Origin of the sequence: Streptacidiphilus sp. MAP12-16, from assembly GCF_041262165.1 — a bacterium.
GTDB lineage: Bacteria > Actinomycetota > Actinomycetes > Streptomycetales > Streptomycetaceae > Streptacidiphilus.
On the sequence record NZ_JBGCBY010000004.1, the window covers coordinates 195,355 to 220,583 of the forward strand.

Consider the following 25,229-nt stretch of genomic DNA (forward strand, 5'->3'; position numbering starts at 1 on the left):
CGCTGAACTTCGTTGCCCCGCGCATCGGCTATGAACGTCCGCTGCCCACGAGACACTTGAGCAGCAGGTCCGTCGCCCCCAGCAGGAGCGTCAGCAGCCACCGCGCCACTGGGGCCAGGAGAATCTGGGCACGCTGCCAGGCCATCGGTACGGTCCTCCTCTCCGGTAGCGTGGTCACGCGTCAACGCGGTGGACCATCAAACAACCTCGGCCTTGGTCGCATAGGCGTGGATCCAGGTCAAGTCCCGGTAGCCGGGACCGAAGCGCTCGAACTCGTTCGAGCGCTCCACCGACGCCACCTCGAAGCCTGCTTCCCGAAGCATCGCGGCGACCTGCGGGACCGTCTGGTAACTGTAGAAGCGGGCGCTGTCGCTGCTGAACCGCTCAACAATCTGCTCCTCGCCTATACCTTCCTTGAAGCTGACGAAGAGACCACCCCCGGGAGCGAGAACGCGGAAGAACTCGGCGAACGCAGTGGCGACATCCCCATCCCTGAGGTGGAGCAGTGTGGCCTGGCACCAGACACCAGCGAAGGTCCGGTCGGGGAACTCCAGCTTGCGGGCGTCCATCCGACCAAAGGTGAGAGTGGGGTGGAGCTGGCGGGCGCGCTCGACGAAGCCAGCCGACAGGTCGACACCCTCGGCCCGCAGGCCCCGCTCGGCCAGCAGTGCGGTGTCCCGCCCGAATGCGCAGCCCACGTCCAACACGCGTCCGGACGGGTCGGCGACGAGGGCCATGAAGGCGTCCAGTTCGGCTGCTGGGTCATCCCTTGGGTCGCCGCTTCGTAACGTGCAGGGTTCTGGTCGTACGCCCTGATAGTGCTGCTGAGGTAGTCCTCCACGGATGCGCTCCTCTGGATCAACCGACGGCGGGAACGATCTCGACGCTGTCCTGGAACCAGGTGCTCAGACCGGCGATCCGTTCGGCGACCTCCTGTGTATCCGCACCACTGAGGACGGCTTGGCCCGCGCGCATGTGGCTGGCCGAGTGGAAGTCCGGCGTGACGCCGCCCGGGGCCACATAGATGTCGACCTCGACTACGCCCGGCAGCGCCAGGGTCTCCTCCGTGGTCGGGACCGAGACCACCAGGCCCTGCTGGCACTGCAGGTTGAGACCGCCGTACGACTCAGTCGACCGCAGCGGCTCGTCCTGGATGCCTGACGGCAGGCCCAGCGCCGCCAGCGCCCACTCGTCGTGCAGGTTCACCTCGAAGGTGAGCTCGAATACCCGGTCCGCACGCCCGCCGCCGACGCGGGCCGCGCACTCGCCGAACACCGCCTCGACCCCGTCCCAGAAGACCTCCAGGTGGAAGACGCCATCCTGGAACTGAAGCGCTTTGAACGCGGCCTCAGTCAGCGCGCGGGATTCCGTGTATAGGGCGGGGGCTTCGTGCTCTGGCAGCGTCTGATAGGCAACAACGCCGCCTCCATGACACTCGATCATGTTCTGGAAGTACCGGGAGAGCGAGAAGGCGAGCACCTCGCCGCCGCGGACGACGCCGTCGATGAAATACTCCTGGCCGGGGACGTACTCCTCCAGCAGCCAAGGGCCGTCACAGACCTGACGGGCCGCCTCGATTGCCTGCCGGAGCCCTTCCTCGTCGCGCACAACCACCGTGTGTAGGGCCCCCGCGCCATGCAGCGGCTTGAGCACCTGGGGAAAGCCGACCGTCGTGACGTCCAGTCGCTCCAAGCTCTCGACCAGTGTGTGGCCCGCGGTCCGTACACCCGCCCGGCGCAGCATGTCCTTCTGGACGAACTTGTCCCGCATGGCCAAGGTGGGCAGCGATCCGGCGCCGAGCGCCCCGCCGACCTCGGCGACAGCGGCCGCCTGTACGAGGTAGAACTCGTTGGCGCTGCAAATCGCGCCGAAATCCGAAGGGCTGAGGGCGCTTCGGGCCAGACCACCGAGGATGTCCTCGACGCTGCCCGGATCCGCCACCACGATGGCAGCGGCGCCTGCCGCGCGAACAGCCGGCGCGTCCTTGGCCGGCACGATGCAGGTCACTTCTGCGCCGGCCCGGTGCAGCGCACCGATGGGCCGCGGATCCCAGCCAATATGCAGGACCGGGTTGGGTATTTCCATGTCAGATCCTTTATCTGCGGCCGGAGTTGCTGTCTGCAGCGCGGAGAATGCCGTCAGGCCTGCGGCTGGGTGGCGGAGTTCCAGCCCACGTCGGCCTGATGGGTGGTCGCCGGCCGGTCGGCCGCGCTGGTCGCTGCGATCGCCAGACCGACGCCGATAGCTGCAGCAACAACCGCCACAACGCCCTTACGCACAAAGTTCCTGGCGTTGTCAACAGCAGCCATTGCCTGCTCCATGTTCTTACGTCAGGGCAATAGCCAGGGCCCCGGAGAAGTAGGGGAATGTCCGATTTGATCATGGGATGCCCTGGAGTCTGAGGGCCTGGGCTGGCGCTGTGTGGGCACGTCGCACGCTGGCGGTGTTGTCGTAGCCGGCGAGTCGGAGGGTGCCTCGGACGATGTCGCGCAGGACCGCCATCACGGTGGGGGTGTTGCGGGTGCGGACCTGGCTGGCGTCCTCGCCGAACGTCACGTCTCTGATCCAGTGGACGCTGTTCTCGATGGTCCAGTGGCCGCGGGCCCAGGTCGCGATTTCCTGGGCGCTGGCCTGGTGGGCGGCGAGGTCGGTGACGGCGAAGAGCGTCTCGCTGGTCCATTTCCTCGTGCCGAGGCGGCGGCGCCTGCGGCGGATCCGGACGACCTGCTTGGCATGGGGGAAGAGCAGGCCGTCCACGGAGGCGACCTGGACCTCGCGGACCTCTTCGCGGCCGTGGCCGCGACTGGTGGAGCGGTCCAGGACGGGCACGTCCTTCCAGGGCAGCCGCTGGAGTTGGCGGGCCGGGGTCGGCTGGTTGTTCTTGACGGTGAGCAGGTAGTGGGCGCCGCGCTGGTTCACCAGGTAGGTGGCGTGGGCGCGTTGGGCGTGGAGGGCGTCCACCGTGACGACCGCGCCTGCCGGGTCGGCATCGTCGACCTGGTCCAGTTGCGGGGCGAACTCGGGAATCTCGTTGGTCTTGGCGCCTATCTCGCGGGCCGCGAGGGTGACGGCGTCGCTGTGGCGCAGGGCGGACAGGATGAAGATCTGGCTGCCGTCGGGGCGCTTGGCGCCGCGCAGGCACTTGCCGTCCACGGCCACGGCGGTCCGACGCGGCTTGGGTAACGGGCTGGCGGTAGCGGTGCGGTGGGCGCGGCGCTGTTCGCGCTCCGGTACGCCGTCCGGGGTGAGCCGAGCGGGTTCGGGGCGGGTAAGCGCGGCCAGGCCGGCGAAGCCGGCCGCGGCGAGTTCGCCTGGGTCGACCTTGCCGTAGGCGTCGCGCAGGGTGCGCTCGTCCGGGACGCGGTGGCGGCCGGTGAACGGGTCGAAGGGGCACCCGAGCCGCCGCAGCTCCTCCTGGCCGCAGCGGCGCCCCCACTCCGCCATCGCAGCAAGGGAGTTGTGGCCTGCCGCGCTCATCGCGCACACCCCGATCGCCAGCAGCGTCGCCAATCGGTAGCGCACCCCGCGCGGATCCCGCGGGTCAGGCACCCGGACTAGGTGGTCGAGCAGGCCTTCCGGAACTGCCGACGTCGCGCGGAGCGGCAACACGGCCGACGCGAGGAAGGGCGCGACGTCCGGCGTCGGGGACATGAGCGATGATGGGGCAACGAGCACGGCAGCCTTGCGGATCTTGAAGCGTAGAGAACTCCATGATCCACGGGACCGTGCTCGCCTCACGTCGGGGCACTCGCCTTCCGCGACCAGGTTAAACGCGACATTCCCCTACTTCTCCGGGGCCCTGGGTGACCCGCATCTTCGATCGCCGTTTAAGTTCGGGCGTGTCGGATATCGCGCCCGCAGTTCCGTGCCGGTTCGTGCTGTAGTACTTGGCACCTGATGGCGACGTGTATTCAGACGCGAACTTCGTACCGTAAACCTCACGCTGTGAATCAGCATAGGTCTGCAGCGGATCGCAGCCATTGGTGTTGTGCACCAAGATCGGCGTCGTCCCGGCCAGTACAGAGTACGTGTCCGGTGCCCTTAGTCATTCTCGCAGGCCCAATCCATGCCTACGCAACGACTGAGGCCCTCTCGGATCACTCCGAGAGAGCCTCTGAACTGTACCCAGATCCCATGGGAACGAACGTTCCCTATCCGAGCTGCGAGAGCCAGTGCGTTGCAACCTCTGCTGTCAGCGGATCGAATATCTCTGGTGTTGCCGACTCGAGCAGAAACTCCTTGAGAAGATCAGCATGTCCGCCCTCGAATGCGAGGTCGTCGCGACCTTCCAGCGTCTCGGCCCATAGCCTCCATTCTTCCGGCCGCAGTTCACCGCTCAGGACTGCCTCCAGGACTCGAATTGCGTCCGATCTGGTGAGTTCAATCAGCTCGTGACTTGAATCCCAACCGAAAGCCGCCAAATCAGCGCATGCAGTTCTAAGATCACCCCTGATGCCTACCACCGATCGAAGCGCATCAGCGCGGGCTCGATGCGATTCATCTAGTGTCATATCGAGCTCCTCCAGCGAAATCTGTCAGCACGGCGGGTGAGATGGATTGAACTTGTCTTTGACGTGAGCAACCGAGCCATCGGGAACCACGGTTGTTTTATTGTAGGCAGTAGTGTCTCCGGCCGCATTTACGATTTTAGCGTAAAGGGCATAGGAGCCCGGAACCCGACCCGGGACACGCGTCTCAAACTGCACTGCACCGTCGCCTGCCGACGTAATTTCGGTATCGAGAGCAGCGGCAGGAAGCTTCTTTATGTACCGCTTGTAGTTGGACTGCTGCGCTGATGTCAGATCATCAACCGAAACAGAGTTGCCACTGTCATTGTGAACCAATACCGGCGTGGTGCCTGCCAGTACATAGTACGTGTGGAGTTCGGTGACGGTGAGGTCGTAGGTGGTGGCGGTGGCGTGGTAATTGCGGACGACTGTGACGTTGGGGGTGGTGGCGTCGGGCTGGCGGAGCTGGGTGCCCGCAGTGAGTTGGCTTGCGTTGGTCCACTGGTGGGTGGTGGCGTTCCAGAAGGGGTGGTGCCAGGTCGTCGTGATGACGGCCGTCTTGGGGTGTGTCGCCTGGTTGGTCTTGCTGTTGCTGTCCTTGGCCGGGGGGGCGTGGGCTCCGTGTCCGGTGGTGGCGAGGGTGAGTTGGGTGAAGTCGTGGTCGGTGGTGGTGGTGATCAGTTGGACGACGGTCTCGGGCCTGGAGAGGCCGGTCTGCGGGTCGGTGGCCAGGACTAGGTCCCCGGCATGGATGTCTTGGATCTTCTTGGTCGAACCATCTGCCATTGCGACCTGGGTGCCGGCGATGAAGCTGTGCGCACCGGCGGGGCAGCCGGCGGCTGCGTCTTGCTTGGCTGCGGCGACCTCCGCGTTGGCGGCTTCGGCTTCAGCTCTCGCTCCGTCTTCGGCGGCGACGGCGGCGTGTTCGATGTCTTCGGCGCCCTTGATTGCTTCTTCGGCGTGCTCGATGGCGTGCCAGACCTTGAAGGCTTCAACGCCGACCTTCATGGCTTTGAAGATCTTGCCCCAGGGGACGAAGTTGAGGGCGGTGCTGATACAGCCCATGACGTCGCCCTTGGTGAAGCAGTTGACCGCATCGGTGACGCCGATCAGGTCGCCCACCAGACTGATGATCTTGTGGAGCAGGCCTTCCTTGTTGGCCTTCGCAGCCGCTGCTACGGCGCTGGCGGTGGCGGCAGCGCGGGCTTGGGCTGCGGCTTCGGCTTGGGCAGCCTGCTGGTCCGCGGTGGCTTGCGCGACTGTGGTCTTGCCTGATCCGTCGCCTTGCCCGAGATCCCGACCGCCCCAGCTCTGGTTGTCCTGGGCGGAGTTGCGTGCTCCGGTGACGATCCACTGCGGGTTGCCGTCGCCGTCGGTGATCCTCGTGACTAGGCCCTCGGGATCAGTCTTGGAGACGGGGCTGTTGTTGGCGTAGGCGTAGGCGTTCCACTGCTGCGGGTCCCCGGAGGCGATCAAGGGATCGGGGGAGAGGAATTTGCCGGTGGAGGGGTCGTATTCGCGGGCGCCGAGGTTGGTCAGGCCGGTGGTGTCGTCGCGTTGTCCGCCGACGAAGCCCTTGTCGCCCATCCAGCTGAAGGTGGGGCTGGTGCGGTCCTGGCCGAAGGGGGTGTAGGAGCGGCGGTTGACCGAGGCGGTGTTGGAGGCGCTGATTTCCAGCTGGTTGGTGCCCTGCTGGTTGGGGATGGTGTAGAAGACCTGGCCGGTGGCGTCGTGGACGGCGACGGTCATGCCGGCCACGGCGATGTAGCGCACCGCGGAGGCCTGGGTTGCGCCCTGGTTGAGGGTGATTTCCTCGTCGCCGACGAACAGGGTGGTGGCCTGGTTGTCCTGACGGATCAGCAGGTTGCCTGAGGCGTCGTAGCGGTAGTTGGTGGTCTCGGTTGTTGAGCCGGTGGTGGCCAGGGAGAAGAGTTTGCCCTCAGTGTCGTAGGTGAGGGTGTCGGTGCCGGCCTGGCTGGTGCGGCTGGTGGTGTTGCCCGAGGCGTCGTAGGTGTAGTTGATGGTGGATCCGGCGATGGCTCCGGCGGCGTTGCTACCGGAGGCCTTGACCAGGCCGTGGGCCGGGGATCCGGGGTTGGTGCCGGTGGCGGTGTTGCCGGTGCCGCCGACGGGGGTGTTGGTGGTGGTGACGTCGTTGGCGGTGACGCCGGCTATGTCGTGGTTGACCTGGGTGAGCCGGTTGCCCTGCTGGTCGTAGGTCCAGGACCGCCAGTAGGGGTTGGGGCCGCCCACGCTGGGCGAGTTCCCGACCGCGGGGGTGGCGGCGCAGGCGTCGGTGCCGGTCCACGCCGAGGTGAGGCGCTGCAGGTAGTCGTAGCCGTAGCACTGGGTGTCGGTGGCGGCGCCGGTGCCGCCGGGGTTCTGCTGATCGGTGATCGAGGTGATCAGTCCCGATCCGGCGGAGACCTGGCTGTTGGCGTACGCGTAGCTCGTGTTGTCGACGGTAGTCGACCCAGAGCCGGTGACCACGGTGGAGTTGGTCAGGCGTGCGGTCTGGTCATCCCAACCCAGCGTCTGTTGGGCGAAGTTGGTCGAGGGCCCGTAGGTCAGGCGCAGGGGTTGGCCGAGTTCGTTGTAGGCGACCTTGTCGAGGTAGTCCCACGAGGCGGAGGAGGCGCTGGTCTGCTGTCCGTATTGGTCGTAGCCGTAGCCGATGGTCTCGGACGCGAGGTTGCCGGCTGCGCTGTCGGTGTAGGAGGTGACTTGGCCGGTGTAGCTGTAGGTGTAGGAGGTGCTGTAGGTGCCGGCCAGGGCGCCCTCGGAAGTGGGGACGGTGGTGTAGGTGCCCTGGGTCCAGCCGTGCGTGTCGTAGCCGGAGACCGCGGTGGTGTAGGCGTTGCCGTTGTAGTAGCTGCTCGAGGAGGTGGGCTGGCCCTTGGCCAGGGAGTCGTAAACGTAGGACTGAAGCTTGTTGGCGCTGCTCTTGATGGATGTGGTGGTGGTGTCGAAGGCTGCGGTTTTGCGTCCCATCTCGTCGTAGTTGTACGAGATCTTGCGTCCGCGAGCGTCGGTGGTCGACGTCACCAGTCCGGCGTTGTCATACACGGTCGTGGTGGTACCCGTGTCGGGGTCGGTGCTGGAGATTTTGCGCCCGAGCAGGTCATAGCTGGAGGTCCAGGTGTGCGCGGGGATGGTCGCGGTGGCCTGGTCGGTCTGCGATATCTGGTTGCCCGAGGGATCGTAACCGTAGGTGACGGTGTCCGGGGTAGTGCTGCCGGGCTGGTACTGCAGGAGCTGGGTGGTGTGACCGCGGGCGTCGGTGATCGTGGAGGTCTTGGTGGCGCCCTGCGGCGGGGTGACGTCGGTGCGGTCCGAGCCCGCATAGGTGGTCTGTGTGTCCCAGGTCTGGGTGGCCAGGTGGTAGGCGATCTGGTCGGTCGGACGCCCGATCCCGTCATACACGGTGCCTGAGGAGGAGGGGACCTGGTTGTCGGGCGCCTGGACCAGAGTGGTGGAGGGGGCGCCGCTGTTGTAGTAGGCGTTGTCGGTCTTCTGGACCCAGCCGTGGGAGTCGTAGAACGTATCGGTGATGTTCCGGCCGCCGTCCACGGTGCCGGTCTGGGTCTCCACCGGGCGCAGCATCGCGTCGTACAGCGAGATCTGGCTGCGGTAGGTGCCGTCGTTATTCAGCACCTGGGTGGTGACGGTGGAGGGTGCGGCGTTGGTCAGGTTGTAGCTGTAGCGGGTGTTGGGCTGGTTGGGGTTGGCCGTCTGGCTGAACCCGGGGGCCCAAACCCCGGTCAGCCGGCCCAGCGGGTCGTACGTGGAGGTGGTGACCAGACCGGAGGCGTCCACGGTCTTGGTGGTCTCACCGCGGGTGGGGTCGTAGAACGTGGAGCTCTTGAACCCGGCGGTCTGACCCGAGACCAGCGGCAAGGTGACGTCGACCTCGGTCGGTGAGGCACCGGTAGCCGGAAGGTAGGCGGTGGTGGTGACGCGGTTGTCGCCGTTGGTCGAAGAGATCTCGCGCCCGTACTGGTCAAAGCTGCTGCGGTCGACCGTCGTCCAGGTGGGGGTGCCGTCGGCGGCGACCACGCTGGCCTTGTCGACGCGGGTGACGTCGCCCGCTGTGGGGGCGGTGCCGGCAGTGGTGGAGCCGTCGTAGAACACCTGCTCGTCACTGACCAGGTTCTGCGGATACACCGGGGTGGCGCCACATGACACCGACAGGGTGGTGATGCGGACCGGGTCGGGCAGCAGGTTGCCGCTGGCGTCCTTGGCGTAGGTGGTGCGCACGCACTTGTCGTCGCTGCTGGTGGAGGTGTCGCCCTTGTCGTCGACCTGGGTGGGCAGCCCGGAGCCGGCGTCGAAGGTGGTGTCGGTCTCGGTGGTGCGCGGTTTGCCGTCGGCCTTGGTGGTCGTGGTGCGTACCCGGGTGGTGTTGACCTGGCGTGCGGTCAGCGGGCCCAGGCCCGCCGCGGTGCGGTCCTGGGTGGCGGTGACCGGGCCCAGCCAGGGGTCGGTCACGGTGTCGCCCAGCAGCGCTCCGCCGTCGCCGTTGTACGACAGCGTCTCGAAGGTCTGGCCGGCGTACTCGTTGTGGTCGGCCTGGGGGTCGTCGGCGGCGTGGTCGTTTAGGGTGACGCTGCGCGTGCCGGTCTTGGTCTTGTCGCCGTCCATGCCGCGGAAAAACAGGGCCGACTTCAGGGTCGATCCCGTGCCGGGGGCGCCGGTGCGGGTGTCGACCTGGGCGAAGCCGCGCCACTGGTCCCAGGTGCGGTACTGGGCCTGGGTGCCGGGGCTGTCGTCGAAGTGCCAGGCACCGCCGCCGGCGTAGTTGTAGTCGGTCTCGGTGGTGGCGCCGCCGCCGGTGGGGTCGGTCTGGGTGACCGTGGTGACCACGTACTTGTTGAACCAGTCCAGGATCGGGACGGTCAGGCCCGGCGGGGTCCAGTACGCCGGGTAGCACAGCCAGGTGTTGGTGTCCTCGCCCGGAAGCACCACGCTGGTGCCCACCCGGTTGTCACAGGCCGGGATGGCGGGGTTGGTGCCATAGGCGGCCTGGTAGTTGGCGTAGTTGACCTGGATGACGCTGCCGGTCTCGGTGGTGACCTTGTACAGGCGTCCGCGGGTGATCGGCTGGTAGCCGGTCAGCGAGGAAACCCGGTTGGCGATCATCCGCGGGGTGAAAATCACCGGCTTCAGCTGGGCGGTGCCTCCGACCTGGCCGGTGCGCTGGATCTGGGTGAGCCACAGCGATGGTGGGGTCGCGTCGCCGGTCGGCGGGAAGGAGTAGCTGAGCGCCCAGGAGTCCACCGGGGTCTGCGTGGTGCCCACTAGGGCGGTGGTGCGGATCCCGGTCAGTTCCTTGGTGGTCCAGAACGAGGCGCCGTGGTTGTTGCACGTCCCCGTTGAGGGGCAGTTCTGGTCGTAGGGCACGTCGGGCCAGTGCGGGGCACTCGAGGAGTTCAGGACCGCAGTGCTGCAGTCGAAGCCGCCGCTGGTGTCGCAGCGCTCGGAGACGTCGAAGTGCAGTTGCGCGGCCGGCGGCTGGGCGCTGTCGTAGACGTGTCCGGCCCGCTGGCCGTAGCTGACGTGGTCCAGCCAGCTGTCGCGGATGTAGGAGACCGGGGTGGTGCCGTTGTCGGCGCCGTAGTAGTTGGTGGCCTGCTGGTACCAGTAGCTGACCGCGTCCTGGTGCGAGTCGACCACGTAGTCCAGGTGCCACTTGTAGGCCTGGTTGCACGAGGAGGCTGCGAAGGTGGCCGCGTGGCAGGGCTCGGTTGGGTCGTTGCCGTAGACCGGGACGGTGTCCACCGAGTTGGTGGTCGCCGCCCCCGTGGTCCAGCCCGGGAGCCGGTTCAGGCCGAAGTAGTAGGAGGTGCCGCCGGTGGTGACGACCCAGTACTGGTTGCTGTTGTCGCCGTTGACGGTGTCGGTTTTGACCTGGATCTGTTCGCCGTTGTCGCTCTGCGGGCGCCAGCCGCCGGACGCGTCGTGCACCAGGGTGGTGGAGGAGCCGTTCAGCGACAGGGTGAGCGTGTCGGCCGCGTCCGACCAGCACATGTCCCCGGTCTTGGGGGTGTTGTTGGTGGAGTTGGAGTCCTGCGAGCAGGGCGTGAAGTCCCGTTCGACGTAGTTCTGGGAGTCTGACCATCCGTCACCGGCCCAGCCTGCCTGCGGCGAGGTGGCAGAGGTGCGGCCGTCCACGGCCTGCGAGTTGTAGCCCAGTCCCGCCGTGGGCTGCAGGCCGCCGGGCACGGTGGGAATGCTGATCGGGTAGGACCACGAGAAGCCGCCGGCCCCCGAGCCGCCGGACCACTGCCCGTCGGGGGTCAACTGACTGGCACCGGTGAAGGATCCACCGTCGCCTGAGCCGGTGGCCTGCGCCGCCAGCACCATCGTCCCGGAGGTGGACGCCGAACCGGCCACAGCCGCACTACGGACAGAGCCCGTGTTGGTCGGACTTGCCGCGGCGAGCGGAACCACCGCTGAGACCTGGTTGCTCTTAGCGGTGTTCGTGGTGACCAGCGGCGTCTGGGTGCGGCATGCAGCCACCTGCGGTGTGGTCAGCGCGCATGCGGGCATGGCGTACAGCTTCAGGCGCGATCCCCAGCCCGCCCCGTACGCGTCGGCGAAGGCGCGGTAGTCCAGCGCTACCTTGGCCGATTGGGCGGCGGTCCCGGTATCGGTGCGGGACACCGAGAGCACGACACCCCGCACTCCCAGCCGGCTGCTGGTGGCCTGGTCCGCGACCTGCACATGCGCCTTCACCGAGGCAGGAGCGGCAGCGGCGGTCGGTGCGAGACCGCGGGACTGCGGGACTGCGGGACCCGCAGGGAGCGCGCTCAGCGTCACCGGCAGCCGGCCGACCTGGACCGGTACCGTGCCCGGCGCCGCGGCCGCGTTGGCGGGAGTACCTGGCGCGGTGGAGGCGGGCACCGCCACCGTGACGTCAAAGGCGCCGCTAGCGGGCAGGGTTGTATGGCGCGGAGCTGATGGCAGATGCCCGGATGCCTTGGGCGACGCATGTCCTGCGACGGGGGTCACGGGTATCGACCGGGTCTGTGCTGGAGCGGCCCCGTAGCCCTGGCGGGGCTTGGCCGCGGCAGCGACCGCCGGGCCGCCGTCCACCATGGGCACCAGGACCGCAGCCACCGTCAATGCGGCGGTCGACCACCGCACACGCCGGGGGATGGCACCGCGCCGGAAAAGGCTGGACCTGGACCGGCCGCCATTCACCTGGAATCTCCCCGCAGTCGTGCAGACAGTGAAAACCAGGGAAATCTAGCAGCAATCGCTCTCCATACGGAATACCGCCAGATGAATTCCCCAGAGACGCCAGACGATCAACGGACACAGGCCCCCATAAGGGGGCGAGATGATCTTAAGTGATCCATATCTCTACAGGAAGAACACTTGGGATACACCTGTACATGACATGACATTCGGCCACACGAACTGTGCGCGGAATTCCCAGCTCTGAGGGTACGGATTCGAGGAGATACTCGAACTCCATGACGTCCTGCTTTGATATCGCTTGCCGGAAAACAGGTCGCACAGATAGCTTCGGCAGGTCCTCTGCCGTCATATTCGGCTGCGGTGTCTCTCAACGATTAGGGGTCCGGTATGCGTCAGCATCCTCCGATACGTTCTCGGGGATCCTCCCGCCGGCGCAGATCAGTCACGGCGGCCTTCACCGCCGCGGTACTGCTCGGTACGGCAGTGCCCGCGCTGACCCTGGCCGCGGCCACCAGCGCGCAGGCCGACGCCAGCCAGGGCCTGGTCGCGCAGAACAGGCCGATGGGCACCCAGACCCCGCCAGGCACCGACACGCTGCCGCTGCCCGCCGACACCCAACTGACCCGCGCCCAGCAGAGCGCCCTCAACTCGGCTCGCACGACAGCCATATCGAGCGGCCGGACCGTGGTGGTAGACGCGCTGTCCACGCAGACCTCGAGCGTGAGCGTCCTGGCCTCGGGCCGACTCATCTACAACGCGAGTGTGCTGCCGACGAGAGTCAAGCACGGCAAGTCCTGGGTCCCGATCGACACCACGTTGAAGGCCGTGCCCGGCGGCGGGTTCGCCCCCGCCGCATCGCCCGGCCAAGTGGCCTTCTCCGGCGGCGGCGCCCAGCCGCTGGTGACGATGACCGCGCCCGGGGGCGTCTCGCTCGCCCTGACCTGGCCGACCCGCCTGCCCACCCCCACCGCCAACGGTTCCACACTGACCTTCCCCTCGGTGCTGCCCTCGGTGGACCTCCAGGTCACCGCGACCACAGTCGGCGGCTTCACCGAAACGCTCGTGGTCAAGTCCGCTGCAGCAGCAACCAACCCGGCCCTGGCCAGTCTCACGCTCGGCACCCAAGCCCACGGGGTGAAGGTCACCTCCGACGGGCACGGCAACCTCAACGCCACCACCCCCATCGGACAGGTCATCTTCCACGCCCCCGCCCCCGCCATGTGGGACAGCAGCACCACCCCCACCGCGCCCGCGACCAAGACCGCAGGCACCATGCGCACAGCGGCGACCCCCGTCAACCCCGCTCCAGCGATCGCCTCCACCCCCACCACCCCCGGCAGCGCAGCGAAGGTCGCAGCCGTGGCCGACCGGGTGCACGGAAGCACCATCACCCTGGTCCCGGACAAGTCCCTGCTGACCAACAAGGCCACCAAGTATCCACTTTTCGTGGACCCCACCTGGACCGCGCTGTGGACCACCGGCTACAAGCAGCACTTCGCCGAAGTCCAGGAAGGCTGCTCCACCGCACAGAACTTCGACTCCACCACCTACGGCAACCCCGGCGTGGGTGACAACACCTTCACCGGCTGCATCGGCATCGAACGCGCCTACTACCAGCTCGGCATCCCCAGCACGATCTACGGTGCGACCGTCCACAAGGCCACGTTCAACCTCCAGGAGACCTACAGCGCCAGCTGCAGCGTCTCCGACAGCATCAACCTGCGCTGGGCCGGCGCCATCGGCACCACCACCAGCTGGCGGAACCAGCCCGGCTCCAGCTACCTGACCTCCGCCAACATCGGCCCCGCCTGCACCAGCCAGCCCTCCACCGGCTTCGACATCACCTCCACCATCGGCAGCGCCGCCACCAACCGCTGGCCGGACCTGACGTTCGGAGTGTTCAACTCCACCGAGTCCGACAGCACATACTTCAAACGCTTCGTGACCAACCCCACCCTCAGCATCGAATACGACCACGCGCCCGGCCAGCCCTGGAGCTGGAACGCCAGCGTCACCGGCAACGACCTGGGCTGCGCCACCAGCGCCCCCTACCCCCCGCTCGGAAAGTTCGACTCGACATCGTCGATCACCCTGTCCAACCGGGTCTACGACGCTGACGGCGACAGCACCCAAACCGCCTACCACTGGTGGGTCGACGGCAGCAGCACCCAACAGACCGGCCTCTCCGTCAACGGGGTCGCCAACTGGGGCACCGCCACCACCGGCATCCCGCACAGCTTCATCGCCAACCTCCCCGAGGGCACAGTCGTCGACTGGCGAGTGGCCTGGACCAGCGACGGCGACCTGTACACCTATCCGCCCAGCAGCACCATCTGCCACTTCGCCGTGTACCAGACCTCCCCGTCCATCAAGGTCGCGCCCGGCACCATCGGTACCGAGAACACCCCCAGTACCTTCACCGCCTCCAGCACCCTCTCCACCGACCCTGCGGCCAAGTTCGTCTACTCCCTGGACGTCCCACCCCCCAGCAGCAACGCCCCCGCCAACGAGACCGTCACCGCCAGCGGCGGCAGCGCCACCATCACCACCGTCCCCATGGGCGCGGGCTCCCACACCCTGTACGTGATCGGCTACGACGCGGCAGGCAACGCAACCCCGACCTACCCTCTCCAGTTCAACGTCCAGGCCACCGCCGGCCACACCTACGCCACACTGAAGGACGCGTTCAACAACACCGGCGTGTCCGACCAGGCCAACACCGCAGGCGCGAACCTGGACGGATCCGGCTACAGCCTCTCCCTGCAGGCCCTCCAAGCGGCCGGCTGGGCCTCCACCACCAAGGGCCAGAGCGTCCCAGTCACCATCGACGGCGCCACCTTCACCAACCTGGCCCCCTATGGAAACGGCCTACACGACAACGTCCTGGCAGACAACCAGACCATCAACTTCCCGTCAGGATCCCAGGGCGAAGCTGTGGTGGTCCTGGCCACCGGAACCTTTGCCGGGGCCCCCTACCAAGGCACCGACGCAGCCTCGCTCGTCTCGCCCTACACACCCCCTGGCAGCGGGATCTCGGGCACCGACTGCACGCACAGCCTGGTCACCTGCAACGGCGCGACCGGAACGATCAACTACGCCAACGGCACAACCGGCAACTACAGCCTGGCCGTGCCCGACTGGGGCAGTGTCGGGAACACCGGCCTGGCCGCACTGACCATGGGCCAGGAGAACACCACCACGACCGCGAACATCTCCCGCCCCACCAACCTGTACGCCTTCGCGATCCACCTCAAGTCCAGCCTGCAACTCAGTTCGATCACCCTGCCGGATGTCTCCGGACCCGCCAACCCCGGCACCACCAGTGCCACCGACCCCACCAACATCACAGGCAACCCCCTCGGTGCTCCGATAAGCGGAATCCCCAGCCTGCACATCCTGGGGATAGCGGTGCGCAACGCCACCACCGACACCGCGGGCAACACCTGGACCGGGGCCTGGTCCGCACCGGCGGAGAACCAGTACGCCTACACCGGCGGCACCCACTTCACCAACCAGACCTGGCGCACCGCCCTGACCCCCAGCGTCAGCGGCACCGGCGTGCGGATCCACCTGTCCAACCAGCAGAGCAAGACACCGCTGACGATCACTCACCTCACGGTCGCCACCCAGAGCGCCGTCGCATCCTCAGCAACCACGGTGGCGGGCGGCAACACCATCACCACCCCCGGCTTCAGCCCGGTGGCCGCCGCAGCACCGGCGACCGCCACGTTCGGCACCACCAACGCCACCTCGGTCACCATCCCCGCAGGCGGTGACCTCTACAGCAACCCCGTCACAGGACAAACCGTCACCGCCAACACCCCGCTGCTCGTGAGCGCAGCGGTCGCCGACGCCACCACCGTGGAAGGACACCAGTGGGCCACCGGCGCCCACACCTGGATCACCGCCGCCGGCGCCGGCGACCAGACCACGGCCACCACCGGCAGCGCCTTCACCGCCACCGGGTCGCTCAGCAGTGACAGCGTCAACATCATCTCCGGCCTGGACACCATCACCACCGGCAACCAGAAGACCGTCGCGGTCCTGGGCGACGGCCTGGTCGGCCCCTACACCTCAGGCAACAAGGCCGCGACCACCGCCTCCGGGCCACGGCTGTCCGAAGCCCTCGCGAACGCGCTCGCCGGCCAGAGCACCGTGCCCGCCTACGGCATAGTCAATACAGGCATCGAGAACAACAGCCTGAACATCGACTCCGGCGGCAACAGCGGACTGGCTGCCCTGTCCCGGCTGGACCGCGACATCCTGTCGGAACCAGGCCTGCAGACCGTCGTCATCGACCAGGGACTCGTCGACGCCACCACCATCACGGGATCCTCGCCGCAGAGCGTGGACACGATGGCCACCGCCTACCTGAACCTGCAGTACCAGCTCACCGCCTGGGGCATCAAGGTCGTCTACGCCGCCATGACGCCCTGCGGCGCCTACAACACCTGCGCCACCACCGCCGAGGCAGCCCGCAGAACCCTCAACGGCGAGATGACCAAAAACTGGCCCAGCAAAACCCCAGGACAGCTTGTAACCGTCGTCGGCGAGGACACCGACGCCGCGGTCAGCAACGACACCACCACCATCCCCGAGGTCCTGAAGACCAGCGACCCCGGCGGGACCTTCGACAGCGGCGACCACATCAACCTCACCCCCTACGCCAGCGCCACCATGGCCCAAGCCGGCAACTTCACCCTCTCCGATCTCACCCCCAGCCTCGTCCCCGCACCCGCCGCCTCGCTCACGTTGGTCTACGACTGGGCCATGAACGACGGAACCGGCACTACCGCCACCGACGGCACCACCGATTTGAACCTCGCCCTGACCGGCACCACCTGGCCCACCGACCCGTCGATTCTCACGGCCGACCCCTCCCAGGCGAACAGCAACCCCACCGGGACCGTCCTGGGCTTCAACGGGACCACCTCGGTCGCCACCCCGAGCGCGGGCAACGCGCCTGAGATGCAGACAGACAAGAGCTACGAGATCGACGCCTGGGTCAAACTGACCGCTTTGACCAGCACCGATCAATGGGTCCTCAGCCAGAGCTCGAGTACCAACAACAACCAGGTGCTCTCCCTGGGCTACAGCGGCACCAGCAAGGACTGGACCCTCACCACCAGGACCTCCGCCAACACCCTGGTCACCACGACCGGCACCGCCGCCGTCGCCGGTTCCTGGACCCGCTTGCGGGTCACCTACAACCAGCCCACGGGCGGCCTGACCCTGTACGTCAACGGCGTCGCCGTGGGCGTCAGCACCAACACCGCCCCGGCCTTCGACTCCGCCGGAACTTTCAGCCTCGGCGCCGCCACCACGACCGGCTCCACCACCCTGACCGGTCCCTTCCAGGGCTCCCTCTCCCACATCCAAATCTCCGCCTGACCACGCACAGGGGTGGGTGCCAACCGGCTCTGCATCGGCCAGCACCCACCCCTGAGCTCAACCGCCACCTCAACCTCAACCCCACCGGACCCAAGGAGCACCACCGTGGAGCGCCTGCGAAACACCACCCGGATCCTCACGCTCCTGGCCGGCTTCCACATCGCCGCCCTGGCGGTGATCGCGGTCCTCATCGGCCTGGACCTCACCGTTGCCCTCAACCGCTCCACCTGGGTCCCCGACATCGGCCTCATCAGGATCGACATCTTCCTCGCGCTCCTCAGTACCGCCCTCCTCCAAGCCGCACCCCGCACACCCCCGCACAGCCCGGCACCCGGCCACGCCGTGGACCCCGAGCAACAGCCGCACCTCTGGCAGCGCGTCACCAGCCTGTGCACCCGCACCGGCATCCCCAAGCCCGACTTCCTGCACCTCACCGACGAGGAAACCGTCCACGTCCACCAGGACTCCCGCTGGCTGTGGCTACGACCAGGAACCCGCACCCTCACCATCGGCACACCCCTGTTGGCCACCCTCCCCGAAGCCGAACTCGATGCCCTGATCGTCCGCGCGCTCTACCCCACCGGACGCGACCCGCACATCCCCCTCGCAGCCCTCCTCACCCGCAGCCGCGAAGGCATCACCGAGCAACGCCAGCCCCAACTCCCGGCCCCCAAGGGCATCGCCCGCCAGAGCGCTTCCGCCCTGCGCAACTGGCACGCCAGCCACTACCTGAGCGCCACCCGCCAGCTCGCAGACCAACTCGACCGGGCCGCCGAAACCAGGACCCGGGCGGACTCCTCCAGCAAACCGGAACTCCCGTCTCCCGCGCAGCCATCTCAGGGCGCTGCGTGCGGTTGACAGGGTCGTGGTCGGCCTGCAGCAGGGCGGGGAGCTTGCCGGGTCACTGGGCCAGTGGCCCTGGCTGATCACGCTGCCCGTATGGTTTGTTTTCATGTCCACAACCTCATACGCCGGTCACAGTGAGCCATCCGATCTGGCTCCACTGGTGCAGGGATCCGCGTCCAGTGACAGCAGGTCCTCCCTCATCCAGCGACTTCTGTGCTCGGTGTGGCTGTGGCCGATGGTGCTGACCCTCGCACTGGGGCTTTACAAGATCAGCAAGCCGGAACTGTGGCGCGACGAACTCGCCTCCTGGAGTGCGGCCTCGCGCAGCGTTCCTCAGCTGTTCCGGTTGTTGGGCCATGTGGACACATCCAGCGGTGCGTACTACCTCTTCTTGCACTTCTGGATCAAAATCTTCGGCGACTCCATAGTGGCCCTGCGCCTGCCCTCCGTACTGGCGATGGCCGGGGCAGCGGGTTGCGTGGCGCTGCTAGGCCGGCGGATGTTCTCGACGTCCGCGGGCGTCCTTGCCGGACTGGCGTTCGCGGTCATGCCGGCAGTCTCCCGGTACGCCCAGGAGGCTCGGTCCTATGCCTTCACCATCCTGGGCGTGACGGTGGCCACAATGCTGTTGCTCCGGGCCCTGGAGAAACCGCAGGCACGACGTTGGACGGCGTACGCCGTATGCGTGGCCGCGACCGGAGCAATGAGCCTGGTCTCGCTGGTACTGCTACCTGTGCACGCGTTGGTGGTGTTCCTGGAGTGGCGTTCACGGCGTGATCAGCGAGCACTCTGGGGATTCCCACTCGCGTGTGGCGTCGCCCTGCTTCCCTTGCTCCCTCTGGCTCTGGCCGCCTCGAAGCAGGCAAGCGAGCAGATTTCCTGGGTCTCGGCGCCCACCGTGAAGGACCTGCGCGCCATCTGGCCACTGCTCATGGACTCCTATGTGGTGGCCTACGCCCTGGCGGCCACACTGGTGGCGCTGATCGGTGCCGCGCTCGTCCGCCGGGTCGACCGCAGGCAAGCGGCGATCGCCGGGGCGCTCGCCGTCCTGCCGGTCCTCCTGGTCTGGCTGGTCTCCCAGGGCGGCCAGTCCTACTGGTTGGCCCGCTACCTGCTCATCGTCCTGCCCGCCTGGGCAATCATCGTCGGTGCCACACTCGCCGCCCTGGGTCGGACGGCAGGGGTGTGCGGCCTGGTCGCCCTCGCCCTCCTGGCCCTACCTGACCAGGCCGGCGTCCGCACACCCGGATCCCACGACCGCTGGGACTACCCCCACGTTCCCGCGACGCCATGGCTCGACTACTCCGGCACCGCGGACATCATCCAAGCAAACTACGAGCCCGGGGACGGCCTCGCCCCACTGCCCTCAATCCACTTTCCGCTCATGTGGGACCTGGGCCTGCGCTATCACCTCCCGCCCGGCGAGCTGGGCATGCGTACAGTCCTGAAGCAACAAACCCCCATCAAGGCCGCCCAGCTCAGCGAGACCGACACCGCGCACCCTGCGGGTGGGATCGGCAAAGAACCGCGGCTGTGGCTGGAGACCCTGACCAATCCGGCGGGAATCTACTTCTACTTCCCGCCGGACATGGCGGCAGCACTGCAAGCCCACTACCGCCTCGAAAGGACCTGGCACCCCGCGAACGGCACAACCGTCGCACTTCTGGTGCGGACCTCCCCCTCGCAGTGACGCAGCCTCTGCGCACCGGCCATGCCCGGGCTAGCCAGCTGGACCCGAGTTTGGCAGTCTTGCCCCACGTAGCCGGGTGGTGCGGGATTGGGTCCCCGGACACGCAATTCCACAGTCTTGTACCACGTACCAGCCATATGTGAGGTTCCGCCGATATGCCCGAGATCAAGTCCGCACCGGCGTCCCTGGCGGACGCCGCCCCACCCACTGCGGGGGCGGACTACACCGAACGCCTGGTCACCCTGGAGAAGGCGGGGCTGAAGCGGTTCGTGCCAACGCAGGCCCCATACCGCTGGAACCTGCGGAGACTCAAGCTGGGCCGGGTGCTGGAGGTCGGCTGCGGGGTCGGGCGCAACCTCCACACGTGTTCTCCCGACAGTGTGGGCGTGGACCACAACGAGCACTCCGTGCTCACCGCCCGCGCGAGGGGCCTGAACGCGTACACCGGCGACGAGTTCCTCGCCTCGTCCAAGTTCACGCCGAAGAGCTTCGACAGCCTGCTGGTTGCGCACGTGCTGGAGCACGTTTCGGTCGAAGACGGCCGCGCCCTGCTAGAGATGTACCTGCCCTACATCCGCACCGGCGGCAGCGTCGTCTTCATCTGCCCACAGGAGGCCGGCTATGCCAGCGATGCCACCCACATCCGCTTCCTGGACTTCCCCGACCTGCGCCGCCAAGCCGAGGAGTGCGGGCTGAACGTCGAGCGTGCGTATTCGTTCCCACTGCCCCGCAACGCCGGCAAGTCCTTTCGCTACAACGAGTTCGTCCAGGTCGCAAAGCGATCCTGACTTCAGGAGCGATAGCCCACGGCAGGGAAGTCAAGGCAGATTGGTGCACTGCTGAGCACAGCGGGGATGCTCTGATCTGGGGATGAATGCGGAAGGGGACCACTGATAGATCTTGGGACGTCACCGCAAAACAGTCCCAGATCGACACCAAGAGGTCCCGTTGCCGGGCCAGAGTGCCACCATCGCCCGTACTATCGGCGCGGGACTCTACCCTCAGGGGCATCTGGGCGAGTTGACAAGTCCTCCCCTTCAAACTGGTCGACGCGGTGCTCGAGGGGACAGGGCCGGTCATGGGACGGGTCTGCTCTCGGACGGGGCTGCCCCGGGCTGGGCGCGCGGCGGCTGCGGCACTTCGTGGCCACCGCGACCCTGCGGTCCGGTGCCGGCCTGATCGAGGTCACCAGATCCTGCGGCACCGCAGTCAGTTGAGCACCTGCGTCTACGCCAAGGTCAACCACACCACTTTGTGGACCCTGGCCCGGCCCTGGCCACAGGCAGGTGCGCGACGACCCCCACGACAATCAGCGATCACGCCCAGGAGTACCTGGCGATGCGCTGCCGCCTGGGGTTCCAGCTAACCGCCTTCGGGGCGAAACTGATGAGCTTCGTGAACTACCTCGAGTGCACCGGCGCCACGGTCAGCACGGATGATCCCGGGGAGGTGCCACTGCAGTCGAGCACCCTCGGCCTGGGGACTATCGTGTGGCCATCGCCGACCGGGCCGACCACCCGCACATCCCTTGAGCACTCGTCACAGATCCCGGATGACATGCCGCAGACACCGCAGATCCTCGCCGAGAATCCCGGCATGCCCGCAGCGTTGACACGCTTCGCGGTGCGCTGGGGCAGCCCGGGCACGCCCGTCCTGGCTCCACACCTGGGCCGGGCGCTCGGCTCACGCCGCTGCCCAGACGCGATCGCCCACGCATTCGACGCCGAGCCCACCGGGCGCTGGGCGCAGCTGCGCTGGCCCACGGACCCGGTGCGGCGAGAGGACGGGCATGGACTACTGGACTGGTGCGGCCCGCTGGTGCAGGACCTGCCGCTGCTGGATCTGCGGTTCGACACCCGGGAGGGTAGGCGGCTGCTCACCGTCATCCTGTCCCCCCAGGTGGAGCAGCACCTGGTGATCGCCGACTCGGCGCGACTGCTGTTGGAAGGTCTCGACGACCCTGGCGAGTTGTGGCGGGCGACCTTGGGTTCAACGCTGGCGCGCCGGATCCTGCACGCCGGCCTGGCACAGGTATTGGAGTTGTCCTTCGCGCTGAACACGGCACTGGCCCTGCTCGCGGATCTGCAGGAACCCAGGCCGGCCGGCCTGGTGGCAGGGCTGTGCGCGGTGGCCGGGCGGCGGCCCGCCCAGCACGGGGTCCGGGTTCCAGCCCCGCGCGTCCAGGCCACGACTCCGGAGCCGCCGGCGGTGGTGCCGTTGCCTGGACCGGTACCGCTGTGGGCGACGCGTTTGCGGGTCGACGACGTGCGCTTTGCCGACCTCGTGCCGTCGGCTGCGGTCGTACTGCCTGCGGGATCGGTCTTCGCCACCGCCTACAGCGACCCGCTGGCGGCCGTGGTACTCGCACCCAGCATCGAACCCGTAGCAGCGCGCGCCGCGCGGCTGCGCGGGCTGGGGCTGGAATTGCAGGTCACCGATCTGCTGCTGGCCGTGCTGGGGATGGACGCGGCAGTGCGCGCGCGGGTGCTCGCCTCGACGCGCCACGGCTGGGGCGGGGCGCTGGCCCAGCGGATGGGACTGCTCGGCCCCGGCCCAGGCGACGGGCTGGATGGGCGGTCGCGGTCGGATTACGGCGGGGAGCACGGCCGTCGGACCGAGCGGCAAGTCCGCGCCCGTCTGGCGGCCGGAGGCTCGTGGTGGCTGCCAGGGCTGGAAGAAGCCCTTGGCCTGCTGGCCGGGCGGCTGCCGTTGACCGACCGGCAGGCCGGGGCGTTGCTCGCCCGGCACCGGCTGGCCGGGGAGGGCATGACCGGCGGTGCGCTGCTGCGCATCGCGGCCCTGGTCGGCACGGACCCGGGTGCGGTGGCGGCGCGCGCGGGGGTGCTATTTGACCCCGCCCACCCGCAACTGGCCCGGCTCGGCGAGCTGGTGCGCCAGCACAGCGCCGGCTGGGGCATGACGCAGGTGGCCCGCGTCGAGGCGCACCTGCGCACGGCCGGGGTACCGCCGGTACCCGAAGCGGCCCTGAGGCATCTGCTCGGCGCCGACTCCACCATCCGGCAGGCACCAGGCGGCTGGCTGTGGCCGGCCACACCGCACCCGGGTGATCCACTGGAGCGGGTGCTGCGCCAGCTACTTTCCGTGCACGCCCCGCAATCCATCGCCTCTCTGCACGGCGGCTTGGTGCGAGCCTGGGGCCAGCAGCGTCACGCCCTGGTCCCCGAGCCGCGCGCACTGCGCGCCTACCTACGCGAGCATCCCGGGTTCCAGCTCAGCCGGGACGGCCTGACCCGCCCCACCCAGGAACTTGACTACCGAGCGGAGTTGGGGCCGCAGGCGGCCGCGCTGGTGGACGTGCTGCGCACCGCCCCGCGCCCCGCCGTGGACCTGGACATGCTGCTCACACTCGCACAACCCGCCGGACTCAACAGACCGGCGGTGGTCCGTCTGCTGCCTGGCGCCGCGTTCCTGGAAGCGGTCGGCGACCATGCCTGGACGCTGCGCGGCACACTGGGACCAAATGCGCACGCCCGCCTCAACGGGAAGCGCACACCGCGCGCACCGGTGCCTGCCCGAAACGGCCGGACCGCCACCGGCTGGGAGCGCACCGGCCCCTCCCGGCTGCAGATCACCACCACCCTGAGCGGCGCCGCCTGGACGGACGGGGTGGTCTACCTGCCCCAAGCCCTCGCCGCAGAACTTGACCAGACCACCTTCACCCTCACCTCGGGGGTCACCCGAAGGCTGTCTGTCTCCGGAGCGCCAGGCTCACGACGCCTGTACGGCTGGCGCAGCACCGCCCGCGCTTTGGGCGTGCGAGCCGGCGACACCCTCCTGATCGACCTCGACCTGAACACCCGCACCGCCACCGTGACCCACCAACTCGCCATCGGCGCGGGTTCCCTGGTGGCCCCCGGGCTGGAGCGCATCCCGCCGGGTGTCCAGCCGGAGGCCGACGGCCGCCTGCAGTGCCTGGAATGCGGACGCTGGTACCGCCAACTGGGCCAGCACCTGACCGCCACACACGACCTGCACCCCGACGACTACCGTCGATCCCACCAACTACCGCGCTCACGTGGCCTGCACGCCGCCGACATCCTTCAGCGCCGCTCCCAACGCGGCAAACAGCACTACACCAACGACCCCGATGCGCTGCTCCGCCAACTCACCCCCACCCAAACCACCTTGGAACAACGCGTCGCCTTGTCCCGCGCGGCACGCAGCGAGAGCGCCAAGCGCGCCGGCAGCCGCACCACCGCCCGCCAAAACGGCGCCCGCGTCCACCAGGCCTGGCTGGCCAGCATCGACGAACGCTTCACCGAGCACGCCCGCCGCCTCGGCCACCCGGACATCACCGCCCTGCTGGAGACAACGCGCGCACTGTCGGATCCGGCCTTCGGGCGCCTGGTCGGGGTCACCACCAAGCAGGCCGCCAACTTCCGCCGCCGCCACGCCATACCGGCCCCCGGACGCTGGCCCGCCGACCGCGTCCCCAAGCACCTACATCTGCGCCCACCGATGGACCCCAACGAGCTCGCCGCGATCGCCCCCGGGCGCCAACCCGCCTGGGCCGGACACCTGCTGTGCCGCGAATGCGGACGCTGGTACCGCAGCCTTCCCCAGCACCTCACCGCCGCCCACCACCTCACCAGCGACGCCTACCGCACCCGCCACCACCTGGCCCCCACCGTCCGCCTGCGCGGCATCGGCCCCCAAGACACCGACGGCGCCGACCCCACCGCCCAGCAGCGCGCCGAAGACCAGCAGCGCCAGCGCGAGGCACGCCAGCACGCCCAAGCCGAACAGCGCGCCAGCCCCACCACCCCCACGGTGCCGCTGGACCTGCCCCCCGGCATCCAGCCCGAACGAGACGACGCCCTGCAGTGCCGCGAATGCGGCCACTGGTTCAAAGGCCTCGGCGCGCACCTCGCCCACAAACACCACCTGTCCGCCGCCGACTACCGCACCCGCTACGGCCTGCCGATCCGCCGCTCCCTGGACGCCGCCACCTACACCGCCGCACGCCGCGCCGCCGGCCAACGCCGCTACGCCCAGGACCCCGAGGCCCTGCGCACCATGCTCACCCCCACCCGCAGCACCCCCCAAGAACGTCTCACCCGCTCCATCGCGGCACGCAAAGAGAGCGCCCAGCGCCCCGGCACCCGACACATCGCCCAAGAAGCCGGGCGCCGCGGCGGCGCCCAAGCGCACGCCAAATCTCGCGAGGCCGACAACGCCCGCGCCCGCGCAGCCGGGTACCCTGACGTCACCGCACTACTTGAAGCCACCGCGCACCTCAACGGCCACGATTTCGCCACCCTCCTCGACATCTCCTACTACACCGGCAGCCAGCTCCGCCGACGCCACGGCTACCACGCCCCCGGCCAACGCCGCACCACCCAAACAGGCCTCACCACCCCGAAACCCGCCGCCCACACCCAGAGCGGCCCACCCGGCGACACCCACCCTGCCGACGCCCGGCGCCTTCACCCATGAGTGCCCCAACCGGGTGGCCGGCCTCGATGAGCTCTTGCAGCCAGCAGGTCCACGCTTTCGAGGTCTGCACGTGGGTTCTGCGAGCGGCTCACCATGATCCACAGCTGTCATGCCGGTTCATTGCCGCAGGTCAG

General features: G+C 68.1%; 11 protein-coding genes. 5 read left to right on the plus strand and 6 right to left on the minus strand.

Features of this window, described 5'->3' with window-relative positions; all coding sequences use genetic code 11:
* Positions 1-197: 197 nt before the first annotated feature.
* From ABIA33_RS06595 to ABIA33_RS06620, 6 genes are all read right to left on the minus strand, one after another.
* Positions 198-737 carry a class I SAM-dependent methyltransferase gene (locus tag ABIA33_RS06595; protein ID WP_370078082.1) on the minus strand — a complete coding sequence of 180 codons (540 nt, stop codon included), beginning with the start codon at positions 735-737 and terminating at the stop codon, positions 198-200.
* A 121-nt stretch (positions 738-858) separates the two neighbouring features.
* A complete protein-coding gene (locus tag ABIA33_RS06600; RefSeq protein WP_370078084.1) occupies positions 859-2,085 on the minus strand; it encodes an ATP-grasp domain-containing protein in 1,227 nt (408 codons plus the stop codon).
* A gap of 53 nt (positions 2,086-2,138) precedes the next feature.
* The gene (locus ABIA33_RS06605) at positions 2,139-2,309 is read right to left on the minus strand and encodes a hypothetical protein (RefSeq protein WP_370078086.1); all 171 of its coding nucleotides are present in this window, start codon (positions 2,307-2,309) and stop codon (positions 2,139-2,141) included.
* A 70-nt stretch (positions 2,310-2,379) separates the two neighbouring features.
* Positions 2,380-3,675 carry an ISAs1 family transposase gene (locus ABIA33_RS06610; protein ID WP_370078088.1) on the minus strand — a complete coding sequence of 432 codons (1,296 nt, stop codon included), beginning with the start codon at positions 3,673-3,675 and terminating at the stop codon, positions 2,380-2,382.
* A gap of 476 nt (positions 3,676-4,151) precedes the next feature.
* Complete coding sequence (locus ABIA33_RS06615) at positions 4,152-4,511, minus strand: hypothetical protein (protein ID WP_370078090.1); 360 nt, start codon at positions 4,509-4,511, stop codon at positions 4,152-4,154.
* Between the two features lie 24 nt (positions 4,512-4,535).
* A complete protein-coding gene (locus tag ABIA33_RS06620) occupies positions 4,536-11,654 on the minus strand; it encodes an RHS repeat-associated core domain-containing protein (RefSeq protein ID WP_370078092.1) in 7,119 nt (2,372 codons plus the stop codon).
* A 540-nt stretch (positions 11,655-12,194) separates the two neighbouring features.
* Here ABIA33_RS06620 and ABIA33_RS06625 point away from each other — a divergent pair.
* The 5 genes from ABIA33_RS06625 (at position 12,195) to ABIA33_RS06645 (ending at position 25,095) form a co-directional block, all read left to right on the plus strand.
* Positions 12,195-17,102: a hypothetical protein gene (locus tag ABIA33_RS06625; protein WP_370078094.1), complete on the plus strand. Its 4,908-nt coding sequence runs from the start codon at positions 12,195-12,197 to the stop codon at positions 17,100-17,102.
* A gap of 105 nt (positions 17,103-17,207) precedes the next feature.
* Entirely contained in the window at positions 17,208-17,960 is a 753-nt protein-coding gene (locus tag ABIA33_RS06630; RefSeq protein ID WP_370078096.1) for a hypothetical protein, read from the plus strand.
* A 94-nt stretch (positions 17,961-18,054) separates the two neighbouring features.
* Positions 18,055-19,638 (plus strand): glycosyltransferase family 39 protein, encoded by a 1,584-nt coding sequence (locus ABIA33_RS06635; protein WP_370078098.1) that lies wholly within the window; start codon positions 18,055-18,057, stop codon positions 19,636-19,638.
* 155 nt (positions 19,639-19,793) lie between these two features.
* On the plus strand, positions 19,794-20,426 hold the full coding sequence (locus tag ABIA33_RS06640) for a class I SAM-dependent methyltransferase (RefSeq protein WP_370078100.1): 633 nt from the start codon (positions 19,794-19,796) through the stop codon (positions 20,424-20,426).
* A 769-nt stretch (positions 20,427-21,195) separates the two neighbouring features.
* On the plus strand, positions 21,196-25,095 hold the full coding sequence (locus ABIA33_RS06645) for a MucR family transcriptional regulator (RefSeq protein ID WP_370078102.1): 3,900 nt from the start codon (positions 21,196-21,198) through the stop codon (positions 25,093-25,095).
* The last annotated feature ends 134 nt before the right edge of the window (positions 25,096-25,229 follow it).